This window comes from Candidatus Flexifilum breve (assembly GCF_016713355.1).
The window spans coordinates 1,526,306-1,543,475 of the sequence record NZ_JADJPI010000035.1; the positions used below are offsets into that span (position 1 = coordinate 1,526,306).

A 17,170-nucleotide genomic window follows, 5' to 3' on the forward strand; every position below is an offset into this window, starting at 1 on the left:
CAAACAGTACTACATATATTATACACGGCGGTCAGATTATGACACATTATGTTGACAATGGCACTCAGTGTCAATACAATCCGCGGAAATTATGCCGCCTGAATGGTATTCTTCCCTCAAGCAGTGTCCATCCCCGGCGGCCCAAGGAGACCCTTATGGATAACCCAGACACGACCGGAACTGCCCCGTGGTCAGATGCTGACGTGCGAGCGCGCGTCGAAGCGCTCCTGAAGACCTTGAGCCTCGCGGAAAAAGTCGGGCAGCTCGTCCAAATCGGCGCAGCCGATTTTGTGCCCGGCCCCAAGCCCGAAGTCGTGATCCGTCAAGGCGGCGCGGGTTCCGTGCTGTGGCTGAACGACACGAAGCGCTTCAACGCGTTGCAGAAAATTGCCGTTGAAGAGAGCCCGTCCAAAATCCCCCTCCTGTTCGCGCTCGACGTGATTCACGGCTACCGCACGATCTTCCCTGTACCGTTGGCGCTGGCCGCATCCTGGGATCCGGCGACGATCGAGGGAGCGCAGTCGGTGGCTGCCCAGGAAGCGCGCGCGGCGGGCTTGCACTGGACATTCGCGCCCATGCTCGATATCGCGCGGGATGCCCGCTGGGGCCGCATTGTCGAAGGCGCGGGCGAAGACCCGTATTTGGGCGCGGCGGTCGCGGCGGCGCAGGTACGCGGTTTTCAGGGCGCGTATCTCGGCACGCCCGGGCGTGTCGTCGCCTGTGCCAAGCACTTCGCGGGCTACGGCGCCTCCGACGGTGGGCGCGACTATGATCCGGTCTACCTCTCCGAGAATCAACTGCGCAACGTGTATTTCCCGCCCTTCCGCGCCGCCGTCGACGCGGGCGTCGGGACGTTCATGAGCGCCTACATGGATCTCAACGATGTGCCCGCGACCGGGAATCGCTGGCTGCTGCGCGATATCCTGCGCGGCGAATGGGGCTTTGGCGGCTTCGTGGTGAGTGATGCCTTCGCCGTCGGCAACCTTGTGACGCAGGGCTTTGCACACGATGCCCGCGACGCCGCACAGCGTGCCTTAAGCGCCGGGCTGGATGTCGATATGGCGAGCAGCACCTACCTCGACCACCTAACTGGATTGATCGAAGATGGCACCATTCCGCTGGAAGTCCTCGACGATGCCGTGCGGACGATTCTCGCGGTCAAAGTACGCCTGGGGCTGTTTGAGCAACCTTACACGGACGAAGGTCTGCTCGCCGACGTGATCGCGCGGCCAGAACACCGCGCCGAAGCGCGCCGGGCGGCGCAGCGTTCAATGGTGCTGCTGCGCAATGAAGGTCAGCTCCTGCCGCTGTCCAAGTCGCTCAAGCACATCACCGTCATCGGTTCGCTGGCGAATTCCAAAGAGGCGACGGAAGGCTCGTGGATGGTCTTCGGGCACGTCCCGGCGGCGGTGACCATCCTCGAAGGTCTGCGCGCCAAACTGCCAGACGCCACCATCGACTATGCGCCGGGTCCGGAGATCAACCGTGATATTCCATCGTGGTTCGAAAGCGCAATGGCGGGCGGCAGCCGCGCGTCGCAGTCGCCGGAAGATGCAGAGCGCGCGTATCAAGCCGCGCTGGCGACCGCGCAGCGGGCCGACCTGATCATCATGGTGCTGGGCGAACACGCCAACATGTCGGGCGAAGCCGCGTCGCGCGCCTCACTCGATCTGCCCGGTCGCCAGGAAGAACTGCTGAAAGCCGTAGTCGCGCTCGGGAAGCCCGTCGTGCTCGTACTCCTGAACGGCCGACCATTGAGCATTAACTGGGCAGCCGACCACGTCCCGGCGATCCTCGAAGCATGGGAACCGGGGACCGAGGGTGGCCACGCGGTTGCCGACATCTTATTCGGCGATGCCAACCCCGGCGGCAAACTGCCCGTCACGTTCCCGCGCAAGGGCAGTCACGCGCCACTCTACTATGCGCGCAACACGACGCACTCGCCAGAAGAGAGCCCGCTGTACAACCCGCGCTACTGGGACGGCTTGCCCACACCGCTCTATCCCTTCGGCTACGGCCTGAGCTATACGACCTTCGCGCTCACGAACCTCGCGGTTTCGGCGCCACAGGTGCGCGTTGGCGACTCGGCCTCGGTCACGGTCGACGTGACGAACACGGGGGCAGTCGCAGGTGATGAAGTCGTGCAGCTCTACATCCACCAGCGGTTTGGCAGCGACTCCCGCCCCATGCGTGAACTCAAAGGCTTCGAACGGATCACGCTGCAGCCGGGCGAAACGCGCCCGGTCAGCTTCCAGCTCGGCCCGGCTGAACTCGGCTATTGGAGCACCAATGCGGGTCGGTGGGTGCAGGATGCCACGACGATTGATCTGTGGGTCGGCTCGGACTCACGGGCGACGCTGCACACGCAGCTCGTCGTCACGGTGTAAGGGTGGCGCAACTCAATGTGAACAGCGAAGAAGCCATTTGAAAAATACGTTGCTTTCGCTTGTGTAGGGGCGCACGGCCGTGCGCCCCTACGAGAGAATTCGCGAATATTCAGATGGTCTCTAATGCCAGACAGCAGCGCGGGCAGTCTATGCCCGCGCTGCCATGTTTCTCGCTGAGGAAAAGGCGACTGCGCTACAACGCCCGTTCGCGGATGTAAGCGCTGGCAAAGTCGAGGATCGACACGACGATGGCGATGGCCAGCACGGCCACGCCCGCATCGCGATAACGCAGCAGGTTGATCTGCTGCTGAAGCAGGAAACCGATCCCGCCGCCGCCGACAAAGCCGATGATCGTGGACATGCGCACGTTGATATCCCAGCGATACATCGTAAACGCGATATACGACGGGATGATCTGCGGCACGACCGCATACATGATCGTTTGCAGACGGTTCGCGCCCGTGCTTTGCAGGGCTTCAATTGGCCCCGTGTCGATGCTTTCGATCTGCTCCGAGTACAGCTTACCCAGCGACGCGACCGAGTGCAGCGCCAGCGCCAGCACCCCGGCGAATGCCCCAATCCCCACCCAGATCACGAACACCAAACCCATGATCAGCGGCTCAATCGAGCGGAGAGAGTTCAAAATCGTGCGCGTCGTGTTGTAAAGCACCGTACCAATCGGGAAGCTGCGGCGCGTCCCCGCAAACCCCGCTGTGACTCCGCCCAGCACCGCGCCGATCAGCAAAGCGCGCAGATCGTACTCCGACACGACCAGACCGAGCAGTTGGAACGCAGGAATGGCGGGCGGCGGCACCCCTTCGACCAGCGCCGTGCGCACCTGCAAGACCTGAAACGTCACGATGAAACCGAGGATCGCGCCCGCCCATGACAAAGCGGTGACGAGTATGCGATCCCACCGCAGCGGACGCTCGGGCTGTGGAACAAGGCCGCGGTAGACCTGCGGCAGCATCGCGCCGCCCAACCCCGCGGCGACCACCGCCGGAAACAGTCCCAACCACGCTGCGACCACCCCGATTTCCGCCGCCGCCCACATCACGAACGCGCCCGCTACGATACCGAGCGCCGCGCCGAGCGCGTGGCTCAGTGGCAGGCTGATGTGCTTGAGCAGGCCGCGCGTGAGATCACTGCCGATGGATGACAGCGCAAACGCCCCAACGATGCCCGCGACGGGCGTCAGCAGCAGCCCAATCAGCTCACCAATCGAGTGGAAAAAGTTGCCAATGTACACGAGAATGCCCGTTTGCAGGGCACCACTGACCAGCAGCAGGAGACCACCGAGCAGACCAAACCCGGCGACGGCAGCGACCGCCACCAGTGCCGACGCGAAGATCCCGCGCAGGCGCGTGGAGGTCGTGGTCGGCGGTGCAGCCCGGCGCACGCGCTGGGTCGTGACCACACTGCCCACGCCGATCAGGATCACGCCGCCGACACTGGCTAGATTCCCCGTGCCAACATTGTAGAGCACCCGCCCGATCGGTTCGAGGAGCGCCGTGCCGATCAACCAGCCGAACGGCAGCAGCACGACCATCATCAGCAAATTGCCCAACGGCAGTTGAATTGAGCGCATGAGGTTATGTGCGGCAAAGAAGCTGAGAATCGCCGACGGCAATATCGAGACCGTCGTCGCAATCAACGCCAGTAGAATGGTCTCGGTCATCTTTTCGACGACAATCGCCGTCGTGTCACTGAAGCGCGGCAGGCCGATGGGGAAGCGCCCCTGTGCCTCGACCGTGTGCGTCTCACCCGCGGTACCGCGAATCTGCGGAATCTGGATCTGGACTTCAAACGAGCCATCAGCCCGTGTATAGAAGTTATCCTCGCCGGAATCGTCGACTTCGCGCGTCCGCCGTTCACCATCCGTCGCGATCCAGTTCACGCGCGAAATCGAGTTCGGGTAGAAGTTGAAGCCCTGCACCGTCACCATCTCGCGGCTGTTGCCGCAGGCCGGGGTGACAATGATATAAGGCTGGTCGGCGCTGATGGCCGGTTCGGGCGCGACAAAACCATCCGGGCAGCCCATTTGAAACGGCGTCGTCGCGCCGGTAATTTCGTAGTCTTGCGTGAACACGTTCGGGGAGAGCAGTTCACGTAACGCTGAGCCGACGTTTTGCTGGCGCAGCGGTTCTTGGGGGACATCGAGGTCGATGCCGACCACCGTCCAACCGTAGGAGAAGATCAGCAGCACAATGAGGGCGACCGTGAGGAGCGCCAGACGCCGCAGAGCTCTGCGTGAACGGGATTCCGTTCCTTTGTTCAAAGTGAACTCCTAGTGAATCTCGACTTCGACGGCGTCTTCACCGTAAATTTGTTTGAAGCGGTCGTTGTCAATATCTTTGGGCAAGCCATCAAATTCTAGTTTGCCGTCTTTCAGCGCGATCACCCGCTGGGAATAAGCCCGCGCCAAGCTGAGAAAGTGCAGGCTGCATAGAATGGTGATCCCGTCTTCGCGGTTCAGCAGTTCGAGATACTTCATGACGGAATGCGAAGTGGCCGGATCGAGGCTGGCGACGGGTTCATCGGCGAGCATCATCTCCGGGTTCTGCATCAGCGTACGGGCGATGCCCACGCGCTGCTGCTGACCACCGCTGAGGGCGCTGGCGCGGTTATAAGCCTTCTCGGCGATCCCTACCCGCGCTAAAGCGGCCATCGCGCGCTTTTTTTCCTGCGGCGGAAAATAGTTGAGCAGGCTGAAGACCGGGTTGATATAACCGAGCCGCCCGGCCAGCACGTTGGTGAGGACGCTCGACCGCCGCACCAGATTAAACTGCTGGAACACCATGCCGATGCGCCGCCGAATCTGGCGCAGTTCATCGTCGGTGGCCGCGGTGATGTCGATATCGTTCCAGAGGATGCGTCCTTTGGTCGGCTGCACCAGTCGATTAATACAGCGCAGCAGCGTCGATTTGCCAGACCCACTCAAGCCAATGATCGCGACAAACTGGCCGTCGGGAATTTCGAGGCTGATGTTATCCAGCGCCATGAAGCCATTGTCGTAGATCTTGGTGAGGTTTTCGATGATGAGCATACGTCTATCCTTAGGTAGCACAGGCGGGCAGAGGTTCCCCCTGCCCGCCTGTGAATCTGGTTAACGTGTCAGGAGCAGCGATCAGCCGCCGAACACGTCGGATTCGGTCAGACCGAGGATTTCGAACTGCTGGCGGATCGGATCATAGTCCGCATCGGTAATGGGGGCGATGCCGCTCCAGCTGTACATATCCTGGCTGCCAATCGACGTACCCCATGCCTCAGTTTCGGCGAAGGCGTACAGCGCATCGAGTACCTGCTGGCGCAGTTCCGGCGGGAAGTCCGGGCCAAAGCTCAGCGTGTCATTCGGGATCGGGGTGCTCAGGCGCAGGATACGAACCTGATCGACCACATCCGGCGCGGTGTCACGAATGTTGGCGCGCGCATCGAGAATGCGAATATCGCCGACAAACAGGTTCCCTTCGCCGTCGAGGCGCGATTCGTCAACGGTCAGATCGTAGGGTTCCGGGTTGTCGCCCAAACGCCACGCTGCGCCGGGGACCAGCGGCGGGCTGTAGAACGTCGTCCCGAATTCAACTTCACCGCTGTACACGGCCTGTACGACCTGATTGTGACCACCGGCTTCGACGCGTTCGCCGGGTTCAATGCCTGCCGCCTGCAGTTCGACGGACGGCACGATGAAACCGGAGGTCGACGCGCTGTCCGGGTAGGCCCACGAACGACCAGCGAGATCGCCAAACGTGTAGATATCGCTGTCACGCCGGACAATGTACGCGGCCCAGTAGACATTCCAGCCACGACGCACCGCCGCCGCTTCAACTTCGACGCCGCAGCGGTTGTTGGCGATCACGTAACCAGCCGCCGGAATGAAACCAATCGAGCTGCCGGGCGCGGCGCACATGGCTTCCACGGTCGCGGCATACGAGGTCGGCACGAAGACTTCAAAATTCAGTCCGGTGGCTTCTTCCAGTGCAGTCGCCATGATTTCGCCGCCCGTCACAATCGCTTGCGCTTCTTGTGAGGGGACAAAGTACACCTGAATCGGATTGGCTTCTGAACCGAGATCATCCTGAGCGGACACGACTTGCGCCGAAATAACGGCGAGCAGCAAAACGACGAGCAAAATCTGGATGGACTTTTTGAAGTGCATTTGTACCCCTTTGGAGGTAAACCGCGACACTTACGGATTATAGCGTGAAGAATCAAAAGCGACTGCTAATATATCCGAGGGACTGAGATATTGAAGTTGGCCGGATGAACTGCGGTGTTCAGCTATTCCTCGGGCTTCCCCAACAACGTCTGCCCGACCGCGCCGCCGGGATGGGTCGCCGCGAACGCATCGAGCGTGCGCCCGCGCAGTCGCAGCAGCAGACCACACAACGCATCGCCGACCGCCGCGACGGCGAGCGAACTTCCGGTCGCAATATAGTTGAGCTGGTCTGCAGCGGGGGGCGTGTGGATAATCAGGGCAACATCCGCCAGTTTGCCCAGCGTCGACTCCGGCTGTTCGGTGATGGCGATCACCTGCGCGCCTTGCTGCCGCGCATAGGTCACGACAAAGGTGATCTCCGCGCTCTCGCCCCCTTTGGAGAGGGCGATCACGACGTTCTTCGCGGTGATCGCGCCGGCCATACCGTGCTGCGCGTCGCCGGGGTGCAGGTAGAGCGCGGGCGTACCACAGCAGGTGAGCAGATGTGCCAACCGCCGCGCCACCGCGCCCGACGTGCCGACGCCTGTTACCAATACATGGCCATCGCACGCGAGCAGCACGCGCACGGCAGCGATGAAGGCGGCATCGAGCTGCTGTGCCAGCGCGGCCACCACCTCAGCTTCACGTTGAATGATCTGCCGCGCCGCAAAAAGTATGTTCTGATCATCCATAATTTGTCTCCCGTATCTTCCCTTATAACCTTTTACCAAGATTACAGCGACGAGGAATATTGTGTAACAAAAGTTCTTGACACCGAAATTGGATTTCGCTACACTGAGTCTTGTAACCCATGCTCAAACACTGAGCATATGACCATAATCAAAATTCGTAAATTTAGAATTCTTGGAACAGTTGGCTTTGAATGAAGATACGCGGCAGCTCGTGAGAGTGGCGACTCTTTATTACAAACATCAGCTTCTCCAATCCGAAATTGCACAGCGGGTCGGTCTATCGCGTCAAACCGTCGGTCGATTGCTCCAGCGCGCCAACGAACTTGGTCTGGTGCGCGTCGAAATCGTGCAACCGTTCGCCTACGTCGCTGACCTTGAACTGCGGCTGGAAGCAGCTTTCGGCCTCAAAGAAGCGGTGGTCGTTGCGGCCATCGACGACGATGACGAGATGATCAAGGCGGCGATGGGCGAAGCGACCGCGCACTATTTGCACGCCCAACTGCACGACGGCGACATTCTCGGCTTGCCCTCTGGCAGCACGACGCTCTATGAGTGCGCCCTGCGCATGAAACCGAGTCCCTTCCGCGACCTGACGGTCGTCAGCCTCACGGGGAGCGCGCCAAGCAACATTAACAAGCCGAACGTCGACCTGACCGTGATGCTCATCGGGCAGGCGCTGGGCGCGCGCACCGTACTGCTGCCCGCACCCCGTTTCGTCGATACCGCCGACATCAAGCTCGCGCTCCTCAACGACTCGGGTGTCGCCGCGGCGCTGGAACTCGGCAATGCAGCCAATATCGTTCTCCTCGGCATCGGCTTGATCACCGAATTCTCTACACCGTATCGCCAAGGTTATTTTGGCAAGGATCTGCTGGAAGTCATTCAAAAACGAGGCGCAGTGGGCGAAATATTAGGGCATGCCTACGACGCCGACGGCGTGCTGTGCTTCCCGGAGATCAGTGAGCGGTCGATTGCGATTAACCTTGAAAACGTTTACACAAAGCAGCTCTCGATTGCGGTCGCCGGTGGTGTAAGCAAGATCGAGGCGATTTTAGGCGGGCTACGGGGGCATTTCTTCAACGTGCTCATCACCGATGCGACCGCCGCTCGTGGCATTCTGGAACGCATCGAAAAGCGCAAGGCAGGAACCTGACGCTTGGATGATGGTGAAATCGAGACAGTGTTAAGGGGGTGATAGACGGACAGACATCAGCGGTTTTCGGCAGCATTTACTTGTGTATGGTTAGACTTCTTGGAGTTTAAGATTATGCGTACTACACATTGGAGTCGGTTAGCGGTACTCGTGATGGTCTTCGCGCTGCTCGTCGGCGCGTCGCTGACCAGCGCGCAAGATGATACGTCGGCCTGGTGGGCAGAAGCGGGCGCACAGTTCGCAGGCGTGACCCTGCGTGGCGTTTCGGAAAGCACCCCGGCGTCGAACTATGTCAAGGACGTGCTCGCGCCCCAGTTCACCGAACTGACGGGCATCAACGTCGAACTCGAAACCACGTCGTGGGATCAGATGTACGACAAGGCGATCCGCGACATGGAAGCGGGCACGGGTCTGTATGACTTCGTGTACATCGAACAGGACATCATCTATGGGTATCTGGCGAATGAGTACCTCGTCGACATGACGCAGGCTCTGGCAGACAACCCGGAACTCGCCGCGCCCGAATTCAGCTTCGACAACTTCACAACGTTCGTCGACTACTTCAAGAATGACGAAGGCCACGTCTTCGGCATGCCGATGGAAGCCTTCGTGAAGATTTACCTGTATCGCACCGACCTGTTCGAAAACGCGGACATCGCGGCCGCCTTCGAAGCCGAATATGGCTACCCGCTCGCCCCGGCGACCACGCACCAGCAGTATGCGGACATCGCCGCCTTCTTCACCGCCTACGGCGAAGCCAACGACCTCGACCTGTGGGGCACCACGGTGCAGGCCGCGTCCGGTCACCCGTCGTCGTTCTATGAATTCTTTGAATCGGTCGCTCCGACCTTCGGCGTGTACAACTGGGGCATCAACCAGGAAACCTGGAAGGCCTCGGTTGAAAATGGCGGCCAGATGAACAGTGATGCGGCCAAGGAAGCGCTGGCGTGGTGGCTGAACAACCTCCAGTACGCGCCGCCGGAATCCACCAGCAGCACGTGGGACGAAGTCGCGGCCTCGTTCGCAGCGGGTCGCGCGGCTCAGGGTCTGGTCTACGGTGAAAACGCGGCGTGGATCGCGACGGATGCGACCCGTTCCAACGTGGTCGGCAATGTCGGTGTGGCGCTGCCCCCGGTCGCCGAAGGCGTGATGGAAGCGGCGGAAGCCGACACCGGCTATATCGGCTACTACGATGGTGGCGCGTTCGGTCTGCCCGTCTCCTCGCAGAACCAGCAGGCGTCGCTCCTGTGGCTGCAGTTCGTCGGTCTGCCGTCAGTTCAGGCGGAATGGGCGGCAGCGTCCTCCCGTATCGTCATGGAACCGACCTATGATGATCCGCTGGTCGTCGCGATGGACGAAGCGACCAATGGCTACTACAGCCTGATGCAGGATCAGGGCTACCTGTTCGCGGGTGCCCCGCCGTTCCCCTTCCACCCGCAGGTTCGTGAAGCGGTTGCGCCGTTCATCTATCAGGCGATCGCTGGCGAAATCACGGCGGCAGAAGCCCTCGATGGTGCGGCCGCCGCCGCCGAAGCTGAACTCATCAGCCTCGGGTATGGCAGCTAACGGTTAGCCTGTTCTAGTGTCTAGGGGTGGCGCGATCTTTGGGTCGCGCCACCTGTTTGGTTTTAGATGATTTGCTCCATTAGGTAAGTCCTGCTCGCAGCTTACCGCATAGGGCACTGAAATAGTCTTTTTTCTGAGCGATAAAGGAGCTTCTATGCGGCGAAGTCGGACCGGATGGCTGCTGCTGTCCCCAACTCTGCTGATTATGTTCATCTTCGGCCTGTTCCCGTTCATTTATGTGCTGATCGTCGGCTTTAACGACTGGAACCCGTTCGCCGCGCGCGATACCATCCAATACATTGGCGTGCAGAACTACCGCTCGCTCGTCTTTGATGAACTATTTTTGAACGCGCTCGGCGTCACCATCCGCTTCACCCTCTTCGCGGTCTTCTCTGAACTCATCATCGGATTCTTCCTCGCCAACCTGCTGGCGCGCGACTTCTTCGGCAAAACGCTGTTTCGCATCATCCACACTATCCCGCTGATGATCGCCCCCATCGCTGTCGGCGCGATCTGGCGCTTGATGACCATCCCCGGGTTCGGGCCAATCCCGTATTTTCTCGACCGCTGGTTTGACCTCAGCTTCAACATCGGCACCAGCGCGGATCAGGCATTCCTGTCGATCCTGATCATGGATATCTGGCACTGGACGCCGTTCGTCACGCTGACGATGTTGGCGGGCTTAACCGCCCTGCCCCGCGAACCGGTCGAGGCGGCGCAGGTTGACGGCGCGAACCGCTGGCAAATCTTCCGGCATATCACCCTGCCGCTCATGCGCCCGGTGATTTTGACGACCGTCTTCATCCGCGTAATGGACGCGCTGCGCACCGTCGACGAGATCAACATGCTGACGAACGGCGGCGGCCCCGGCACCTCGACGCGCACGCTGGGCATTCACATCTTCCGCGTGGTTTTCCCGCAGACCGATTATGGTTACGGCTCGGCGATGTCACTGCTCACGCTGTACCTGACGATTGTCGCCTGCTGGCTGTTGTTCGTCTCGCTAACGCAAGTCCGGCGCAATAACTGAGCAAAAACATGAGCAAGACACTCCGCAAGGCCCTAAGTTATGTCCCCACCTACGTGGTCTGGATTCTGGCGACCATTTTCACGGTCGTGCCCGTGTGGTGGATGATTGTCGTGTCTGCCCGCAGTCGTGTCGAGCTGTTCAACGCGCCGACGCTCATCATCAACTCGTTTTTCACGCAAAACTATACCAACGTGATCACCGACCGCACGTTTCAGGGTTACATGGTCAATTCGCTGATCGTGTCGACCGGGAACGCGCTCCTGGTCACGCTGCTGGCGCTGCTGGCGACTTACGCCCTCTCCCGCTACAAGCTCTCGGGCAGCGATAACATCTTCTTCTGGACGATCACCAACCGTATGGCTCCCCCGGCTGCCTTCCTGCTGCCGCTCTTCCTGATGTTCACGCAGGTGACCAATGTCAAATTGGGCAGCCTCAATTTCACGCTGTATGACACACACTTCGGCCTCATCATGCTGTACTGCGTGTTCAACCTGCCGTTTGCCATCTGGCTGATGAAGGGCATCATGGACGGCATCCCGATTGAGATGGACGAAGCGGCATTCGTCGATGGCGCGACAACTTTTGGGGTGATCCGCATGATCATCCTGCCGCTGGCCGCGCCCGGCCTCGCCGTCACCGCCATCCTCAGTTGGATCTTCGCGTGGAATGAGTATCTGTTCGCCGCGACGCTCACCTCGTTCCGCGCCCGCACCATCAGCGAGCGCAAAGGTTTCCTGCCGATCAACGCGAACACGTTTGACCGCGTCTTCATCAGCATCGTGCTGCTCGTCGCCATTCATCTGCTGTGGATGCGCTTTGTCGAGGCGTTTTTGCCGATTGAGATCGCCACGCTGATCTCGGTCGTGTTGGGCATTTTTATCATCTGGAAAGGGTGACGACTGTCCGTGATCCGCACCAGAATACGCAGCACAATCTTCCAAAAAAGGGTGTAATAACATGGAAGCGTTAGTACTCGAAAAACAACATGAACTCCAAATCCGGGACATCACATTGGACGAACCGCTCGGCCTGCATGATGTGCGTATCGCGCTGCGCACGGTCGGCGTCTGTGGCAGCGATGTTCACTACTATGAGAATGGCGCGATTGGGCACTTTGTCGTCCGCGCGCCGATGGTGCTCGGCCACGAAGCCTCGGGTGTGATCACCGAACTGGGCGCGGAAGTGACCAACTTCAAGATCGGCGACCGCGTGTGCATGGAACCCGGCATCCCCGACCCCAACAGCAAGGCCACCCGCCTCGGCATTTACAACCTCGACCCGGCAGTGCGCTTCTGGGCCACCCCGCCGATCCACGGTGTGCTGCGTCCCTCAGTGGTGCACCCTGCCGCGTTCACCTTCAAGCTGCCGGAAAATATCAGCTATGCTGAAGGCGCGATGGTTGAACCGTTGGCCGTCGGCATGCACGCCGCCAACAAAGCGAAGATTCGCCCCGGCGATGTGGCCGTCGTGATGGGCGCTGGCCCCATCGGCGTGCTGACCGCGCTGGCGGCGCTGGCGGGCGGGTGCAGCCAGATCATCATCAGCGACGTGGTGCAGCCTAAGCTCGATCTCGCGGCGAAGCTCGGCCCGATCACCCCGGTCAACGTGGCGAAGGAAAGCCTCGTCGACGTGGTCAACAAGCTGACCGATGGTTGGGGCGCGGATATCGTGTTTGAAGCCAGCGGCAACGAACGCGCGTCGGCGGGCGTGTTTGAACCGCTCGCGCCGGGAGGCTGTGTCGTGTATGTCGGTCTGCCTGCCAAGCCGATTCCGTATGATGTGGTCGCGGCGTCGGTGAAAGAAGCGCGTGTCGAACATGTCTTCCGCTACGCGCATGTGTATCCGCGCGCGCTGGCGTTGATGGGCAGCGGCAAGCTGGACGTCAAACCGTTGATCACCGACACGTTTGGCTTCGCGGACAGCATCAAGGCGTTTGACTACGCCGCGCACATGCCCGCGACGTCCGTCAAAGTGCAGATTATCGTCGCCAACGACTAGAGGACATGATGACTGACGCACTCAGCAACGCCAAACCGATCCTCGAACGGTTCATGCTCACCGGCAAGACCGCCTATATCACCGGCGGCGCGCAGGGCATTGGCCGCGCCTTCGCGCACGCCTTCGCCGAAGCGGGCGCATCGGTCGCGCTCGTCGATGTCTCGCTGCAGAAAGCCGAAGAGACCGCGCAGGAATTGGTCGCCAAAGGCGTCAAAGCCATGGCGATCAAAGCTGATGTCACCAAGCCCGACGACGTCAAAGCGATGATCGACAAGATCGTCGCCGAATGGGGCAAAATCACGATCGGCGTGAATAACGCGGGCATCGGTCAATGGGTCGGCGCGGATGAGATGTCCGAAGCGGACTGGGATCGCATGATCGACATCAACCTCAAGGGCGTGTTTCTGTGCTCACAGGCCGCCGGGCGCGTCATGATCCCGGCGGGCTACGGCAAGATTATCAATACGGCGTCGATGTCCGGCTGGATTTCGAACTATCCGCAGAAGCAATCGGCCTACAACACGAGCAAAGCGGGTGTGCTGCATCTGACACGCAGTCTCGCGGCGGAATGGGCACCGCTCGGCGTCCGCGTGAACAGCATCAGCCCCGGCTACACGCGCACGCAGTTAGTTGATGACCTGCTGGCGACGCCGCTCGGCAAGGAAGTGTACCCGGTGTGGATGTCGCTCATCCCCATGAAGAAGATGGCGGAAGTCACCGATCTGCAGGGCGCGGCGGTCTACCTCGCGTCCGAAGCGTCGGATTACGTGACGGGCAGCGACATCATCATCGATGGCGGTTACTGCGCCTGGTAGCTCTCGCGTGGAGGCATTCAAAAACCCCTCTCCCCGCTTGCGTGGGAGAGGGGGCGCTGCGAGCGCTGTTGGCTCCCCTCCCTGAATTCGGGGAGGGGCCGGGGGTGGGGTCGAACGCCACGGACGCAATGAATTGCGTCCCTACGAAAAACATGTGTTTTCGCTGAACGTCGCCTATTTCACCGCGCCGTCGGCAATCCCCTTGAGGATGTTCCGCTGCATAAACAGGTAGAACAGGATCACCGGTGTGATCGACAGGATCAACCCGGCCATCGCCACGCCATAGTCGCTCGTGTACTGCCCATAGAACGAATAGGTCGACAGCGGCAGGGTCCGGTCATTGATGAACAAGACCAGCGACGGCAGCAGGTAGTCATTCCAAATCCAGAGCGCATTGAGGATGATGATCGTCGCCGTGGTGGGGCGCAGAATTGGGAAGATGATCTTCCAGAAAATCTGGAACTTGTTCGCCCCTTCAATCGCCGCCGATTCATCCAGCGCCATGGGGATCGTCCGAATGAAGCCATGATACAGGAACGTCGACAAGCTCACGCCAAAGCCCAGATAGAAGAAGATCAGCGACCAGCGGTTGTTCAGCAGGTTCAAGCGACCGTAGATGCTGGCAAACGGGATCATCAGCGCCTGAAACGGCACGATCATGGACACCACCAACAGAATGAAGATGATTTTGGTCGCGCGGTTGTCAAAGCGCGCTAGGTAGTAGGCGAGCATCGACGGGAAAATCGTCAGGATGGCGATGGACAGCACCGTCACGATCAGCGTGTTCATGAACGTCGTGCTGTAGTTCATGCGGGTGAACGCGTCAGCAAAGTTAGTGAAGTCCAGGCTCTTCGGCAGCGCCAGCGGGTCGCGCAGCACGTCGACGCGCCCTTTGAAGGCGTTCATCAGCACCACGGCGAACGGAAACAGATAGAACAAGGCCAGAAAGACAGCGGCAGCCAAACTGCCATATTTCGTCAGCTTCATAGCGACCGGCTCTCCAAACGCTTGGAAATCAGCACCTGCGTCGTCGCCACCACGGCGACAATGGCGAACAGAATGATGGCCTGCGCCTGCGCTGGGCCGAAATGCTGGCTGATGAAGGATTCGTTGTAGATGTGCAGCGTCGCCATTTCGGTCGAGCGGAACGGCCCGCCTCTGGTCAGCGACAGATTGACATCAAACACCATAAAGCTGTTGCGCAGCGTCAAAAAGATGCTGATCGTAAACGCCTGCACCATCAGCGGAATTTTGATTTGCGTCATCTGCTGCACGGTATTTGCCCCGTCAATGCGGGCGGCTTCGATGACTTCATCAGGAATGTTGACCAGCCCGGCAATATAAATGAGCATCATATAGCCAGAAAGCTGCCACACGCCGACGATCACCAGCGCGATGAACGCTTTGTCCGTCTCCACCAGCCACGAAAACTGGAGGGCGGGAATGCCGAGAATGTCGCCCACCCGCGTGAGGAACGTCGAGAAGATGAACTGCCAGATGAACCCGAGGATCACGCCGCCAATGAGGTTGGGGACGAAGAAGGCGGCGCGGAAGAAGTTGCGCGCGGGCAAATTCGATGTGACCAGCACGGCGACGAGAAAACCGATCACGTTGGTGAAAATGACCACCGAGATCACATAGGCCACCGTCATGCCCAACGTACTCATATATGTTGGATCGTTGAGCGCCTGCGTGAAATTGGTCAGGCCGATCCAGTTGTAGTCAAACGAATCGATCGCTTGAATGCCGTTCCAATCGGTGAACGAGAGAAACACGCCAACCAGAAACGGGATCACGAGCACAATAGTGAAGGCAAATAACGGGAAAGCGGCAAAGGTTAGGAAAGTGCGCAGCTTCTGCGCGAAGGTTTTCTCGATATACACGGGTTCAGTTCCTCTCGGCTCCGAGCTTGACGATCTGAGCTCTGGGCGTGGTGGGGTGAGGTCGGGGAGCGGCCTGTGCGGCGCTCCCCGACTTTGTTATTTAGGGAGTCAGCGTGGGCTACTCAACGCTCTGCCAGTAGGCTTCGAGTTCCGCCGCCAGCGCAGCGCGGTCAATCTGACCCACGACATACTTCTGCATCGACGCGCCCATCGCCTGCCAGCCGCCCGCCGGATACAGGTTGTTCATCCACTGGAGGCTCAGACCATCGGCAGCGTACTGCAGAATCTGCTGCGACATCGCGTCCTGCGGCTGAATTTCGAAGGTGTCGTAGACGGGCAGGAAGTTGAAGCGATTCACCCAGAAGTCCTGACCAACCGGGTCGGTGACGAACCAGTTCAGGAAGTCGATGGCGCCCGCCTGCTCTTCCGGCGAGGACTGCGCGCAGTCGATCACGAGGTTCGACGGCACACCAATCGAAATCGCGGTGTTGCCGTAGGTGGCCGCATCATCGCTCACGGGGACGGGCAGGATGCCGAAGTCAACATCCGGGTTCATTTCGAACAGGTTCGGCAGTGCCCAGTTGCCCATGAACCAGAAGCCAACATCGCCCAAGCCCAGCGCCAGCACACCGTCATCGTAGGTGGGAGCTAACGGCGAGGGCGCGTTCTGGTTGTACTGCATCAGCAGGTCGAGCGTGTCCGCCCAGCCGTTGAAAACTTCGTTGTTGGCGAGGTCCGAGCTGCCATCCTTCAGTGCGTCGATGAAGGCCACGCGTTCCGCCGCATCCGCCGACTGGTCGGTGAACAGGACGTTGGTGAAGTGCGCGCCGAGCGACCAATCGAGACCGGAGAGATGGATGGCCGCCTGCGTGCTGTCGAGCGCATCGACCGCCGCCAGCAGTTCCGCCAGCGCCGACCGGGTGGTGATGGTCGCGGGGTCAAACGTGCCGCCGACCGCTTCGTCGAGAACTGCCTGATTGTAGAGCAGACCGAAGGCTTCGATGGTGATCGGCATGCCGTACACCTTACCGTCGATGGTCACATCCGACTGCGTGCCGGGGAAGGCGTGCTGTGAGAACGTCGTGTCGGTGACATCGCACAGCGTATCCTTGAACAGGCCGAATTCTTGCCCCATGTTGTTGATGGTTGGCATGTTGCCCGAGGCCGACAGCGACGTCATCATCTGCACCGGGTCGCCATCCCGCGGGATCACCACGACTTCATACTGCGTCTGAGCCGCATTGTAAGCGGCGACCGCTTCGGTGAACGGTTCGGCAATTTCCGGCTTGATGGTGCCAAGGATCGTCACCTGCACGCGATCCTGAGCCTGAACAGCGGCGACGCTCAACGTGAGCAGCAGAATGAACAGAACGAATACCGTACGACGTACATTATTGGTCATCAGATTGCCTTTCAAAAAATCCTGGTTCGATGCAAGACCTAAACAGAAA

Annotated in this window: 14 protein-coding genes; 7 read left to right on the forward strand and 7 right to left on the reverse strand. The window is 60.0% G+C overall.

Going from position 1 to position 17,170, the window contains the following annotated elements; all coding sequences use genetic code 11:
* Positions 1 to 155: 155 nt before the first annotated feature.
* Positions 156 to 2,387, forward strand: a complete 2,232-nt coding sequence (bglX, locus tag IPK17_RS29495) for a beta-glucosidase BglX (RefSeq protein ID WP_343421282.1) — start codon at positions 156 to 158, stop codon at positions 2,385 to 2,387.
* Between the two features lie 193 nt (positions 2,388 to 2,580).
* Here the strand turns inward: bglX and IPK17_RS29500 are convergent, their stop codons facing one another.
* From IPK17_RS29500 to IPK17_RS29515, 4 genes are all read right to left on the reverse strand, one after another.
* The gene (locus IPK17_RS29500) at positions 2,581 to 4,665 is read right to left on the reverse strand and encodes an ABC transporter permease subunit (RefSeq protein WP_343421283.1); all 2,085 of its coding nucleotides are present in this window, start codon (positions 4,663 to 4,665) and stop codon (positions 2,581 to 2,583) included.
* A gap of 9 nt (positions 4,666 to 4,674) precedes the next feature.
* A complete protein-coding gene (gene phnC / locus IPK17_RS29505) occupies positions 4,675 to 5,433 on the reverse strand; it encodes a phosphonate ABC transporter ATP-binding protein (protein WP_343421284.1) in 759 nt (252 codons plus the stop codon).
* 81 nt (positions 5,434 to 5,514) lie between these two features.
* Complete coding sequence (locus IPK17_RS29510) at positions 5,515 to 6,543, reverse strand: phosphate/phosphite/phosphonate ABC transporter substrate-binding protein (protein WP_343421285.1); 1,029 nt, start codon at positions 6,541 to 6,543, stop codon at positions 5,515 to 5,517.
* Positions 6,544 to 6,665: 122 nt separating this feature from the next.
* Positions 6,666 to 7,274 carry an SIS domain-containing protein gene (locus IPK17_RS29515; protein WP_343421286.1) on the reverse strand — a complete coding sequence of 203 codons (609 nt, stop codon included), beginning with the start codon at positions 7,272 to 7,274 and terminating at the stop codon, positions 6,666 to 6,668.
* A 187-nt stretch (positions 7,275 to 7,461) separates the two neighbouring features.
* Between IPK17_RS29515 and IPK17_RS29520 the strand changes: the two genes are divergently transcribed.
* The 6 genes from IPK17_RS29520 to IPK17_RS29545 all read left to right on the forward strand — a co-directional run bounded on the left by IPK17_RS29520 (position 7,462) and on the right by IPK17_RS29545 (position 13,836).
* Entirely contained in the window at positions 7,462 to 8,427 is a 966-nt protein-coding gene (locus IPK17_RS29520) for a sugar-binding transcriptional regulator (RefSeq protein ID WP_343421287.1), read from the forward strand.
* Positions 8,428 to 8,541: 114 nt separating this feature from the next.
* Positions 8,542 to 9,993, forward strand: a complete 1,452-nt coding sequence (locus tag IPK17_RS29525) for an extracellular solute-binding protein (protein WP_502749310.1) — start codon at positions 8,542 to 8,544, stop codon at positions 9,991 to 9,993.
* 154 nt (positions 9,994 to 10,147) lie between these two features.
* A complete protein-coding gene (locus IPK17_RS29530) occupies positions 10,148 to 11,023 on the forward strand; it encodes a carbohydrate ABC transporter permease (protein ID WP_343421288.1) in 876 nt (291 codons plus the stop codon).
* Between the two features lie 8 nt (positions 11,024 to 11,031).
* Positions 11,032 to 11,919, forward strand: a complete 888-nt coding sequence (locus IPK17_RS29535; protein WP_343421289.1) for a DUF2160 family membrane protein — start codon at positions 11,032 to 11,034, stop codon at positions 11,917 to 11,919.
* Positions 11,920 to 11,980: 61 nt separating this feature from the next.
* Positions 11,981 to 13,021 carry an NAD(P)-dependent alcohol dehydrogenase gene (locus tag IPK17_RS29540; protein ID WP_343421290.1) on the forward strand — a complete coding sequence of 347 codons (1,041 nt, stop codon included), beginning with the start codon at positions 11,981 to 11,983 and terminating at the stop codon, positions 13,019 to 13,021.
* A gap of 5 nt (positions 13,022 to 13,026) precedes the next feature.
* The gene (locus IPK17_RS29545; RefSeq protein WP_502749313.1) at positions 13,027 to 13,836 is read left to right on the forward strand and encodes an SDR family NAD(P)-dependent oxidoreductase; all 810 of its coding nucleotides are present in this window, start codon (positions 13,027 to 13,029) and stop codon (positions 13,834 to 13,836) included.
* A gap of 174 nt (positions 13,837 to 14,010) precedes the next feature.
* On the opposite strand, the gene IPK17_RS29550 is transcribed toward IPK17_RS29545, so the two are convergent.
* From IPK17_RS29550 to IPK17_RS29560, 3 genes are all read right to left on the reverse strand, one after another.
* Positions 14,011 to 14,823 (reverse strand): carbohydrate ABC transporter permease, encoded by an 813-nt coding sequence (locus tag IPK17_RS29550; protein WP_343421291.1) that lies wholly within the window; start codon positions 14,821 to 14,823, stop codon positions 14,011 to 14,013.
* Positions 14,820 to 15,719, reverse strand: coding sequence for a carbohydrate ABC transporter permease (locus IPK17_RS29555; RefSeq protein ID WP_343421292.1), 900 nt, complete (start codon positions 15,717 to 15,719; stop codon positions 14,820 to 14,822). The genes IPK17_RS29550 and IPK17_RS29555 overlap by 4 nt, the downstream gene beginning before the upstream one ends.
* Before the next feature lie 118 nt (positions 15,720 to 15,837).
* Complete coding sequence (locus IPK17_RS29560) at positions 15,838 to 17,121, reverse strand: ABC transporter substrate-binding protein (protein WP_343421293.1); 1,284 nt, start codon at positions 17,119 to 17,121, stop codon at positions 15,838 to 15,840.
* Positions 17,122 to 17,170 lie beyond the last annotated feature (49 nt).

What these genes read in the sequence shown, in the direction of transcription:
- phnC (WP_343421284.1), bottom strand. Translation starts at nt 5,433, where the DNA reads ATGCTCATCATCGAAAACCTCACCAAGATCTACGACAATGGCTTCATG.
- IPK17_RS29540 (WP_343421290.1), top strand. Translation starts at nt 11,981, where the DNA reads ATGGAAGCGTTAGTACTCGAAAAACAACATGAACTCCAAATCCGGGAC.
- IPK17_RS29515 (WP_343421286.1), bottom strand. Translation starts at nt 7,274, where the DNA reads ATGGATGATCAGAACATACTTTTTGCGGCGCGGCAGATCATTCAACGT.
- IPK17_RS29535 (WP_343421289.1), top strand. Translation starts at nt 11,032, where the DNA reads ATGAGCAAGACACTCCGCAAGGCCCTAAGTTATGTCCCCACCTACGTG.
- IPK17_RS29545 (WP_502749313.1), top strand. Translation starts at nt 13,027, where the DNA reads ATGATGACTGACGCACTCAGCAACGCCAAACCGATCCTCGAACGGTTC.
- IPK17_RS29525 (WP_502749310.1), top strand. Translation starts at nt 8,542, where the DNA reads ATGCGTACTACACATTGGAGTCGGTTAGCGGTACTCGTGATGGTCTTC.
- IPK17_RS29560 (WP_343421293.1), bottom strand. Translation starts at nt 17,121, where the DNA reads ATGACCAATAATGTACGTCGTACGGTATTCGTTCTGTTCATTCTGCTG.
- IPK17_RS29530 (WP_343421288.1), top strand. Translation starts at nt 10,148, where the DNA reads ATGCGGCGAAGTCGGACCGGATGGCTGCTGCTGTCCCCAACTCTGCTG.
- bglX (WP_343421282.1), top strand. Translation starts at nt 156, where the DNA reads ATGGATAACCCAGACACGACCGGAACTGCCCCGTGGTCAGATGCTGAC.
- IPK17_RS29550 (WP_343421291.1), bottom strand. Translation starts at nt 14,823, where the DNA reads ATGAAGCTGACGAAATATGGCAGTTTGGCTGCCGCTGTCTTTCTGGCC.
- IPK17_RS29510 (WP_343421285.1), bottom strand. Translation starts at nt 6,543, where the DNA reads ATGCACTTCAAAAAGTCCATCCAGATTTTGCTCGTCGTTTTGCTGCTC.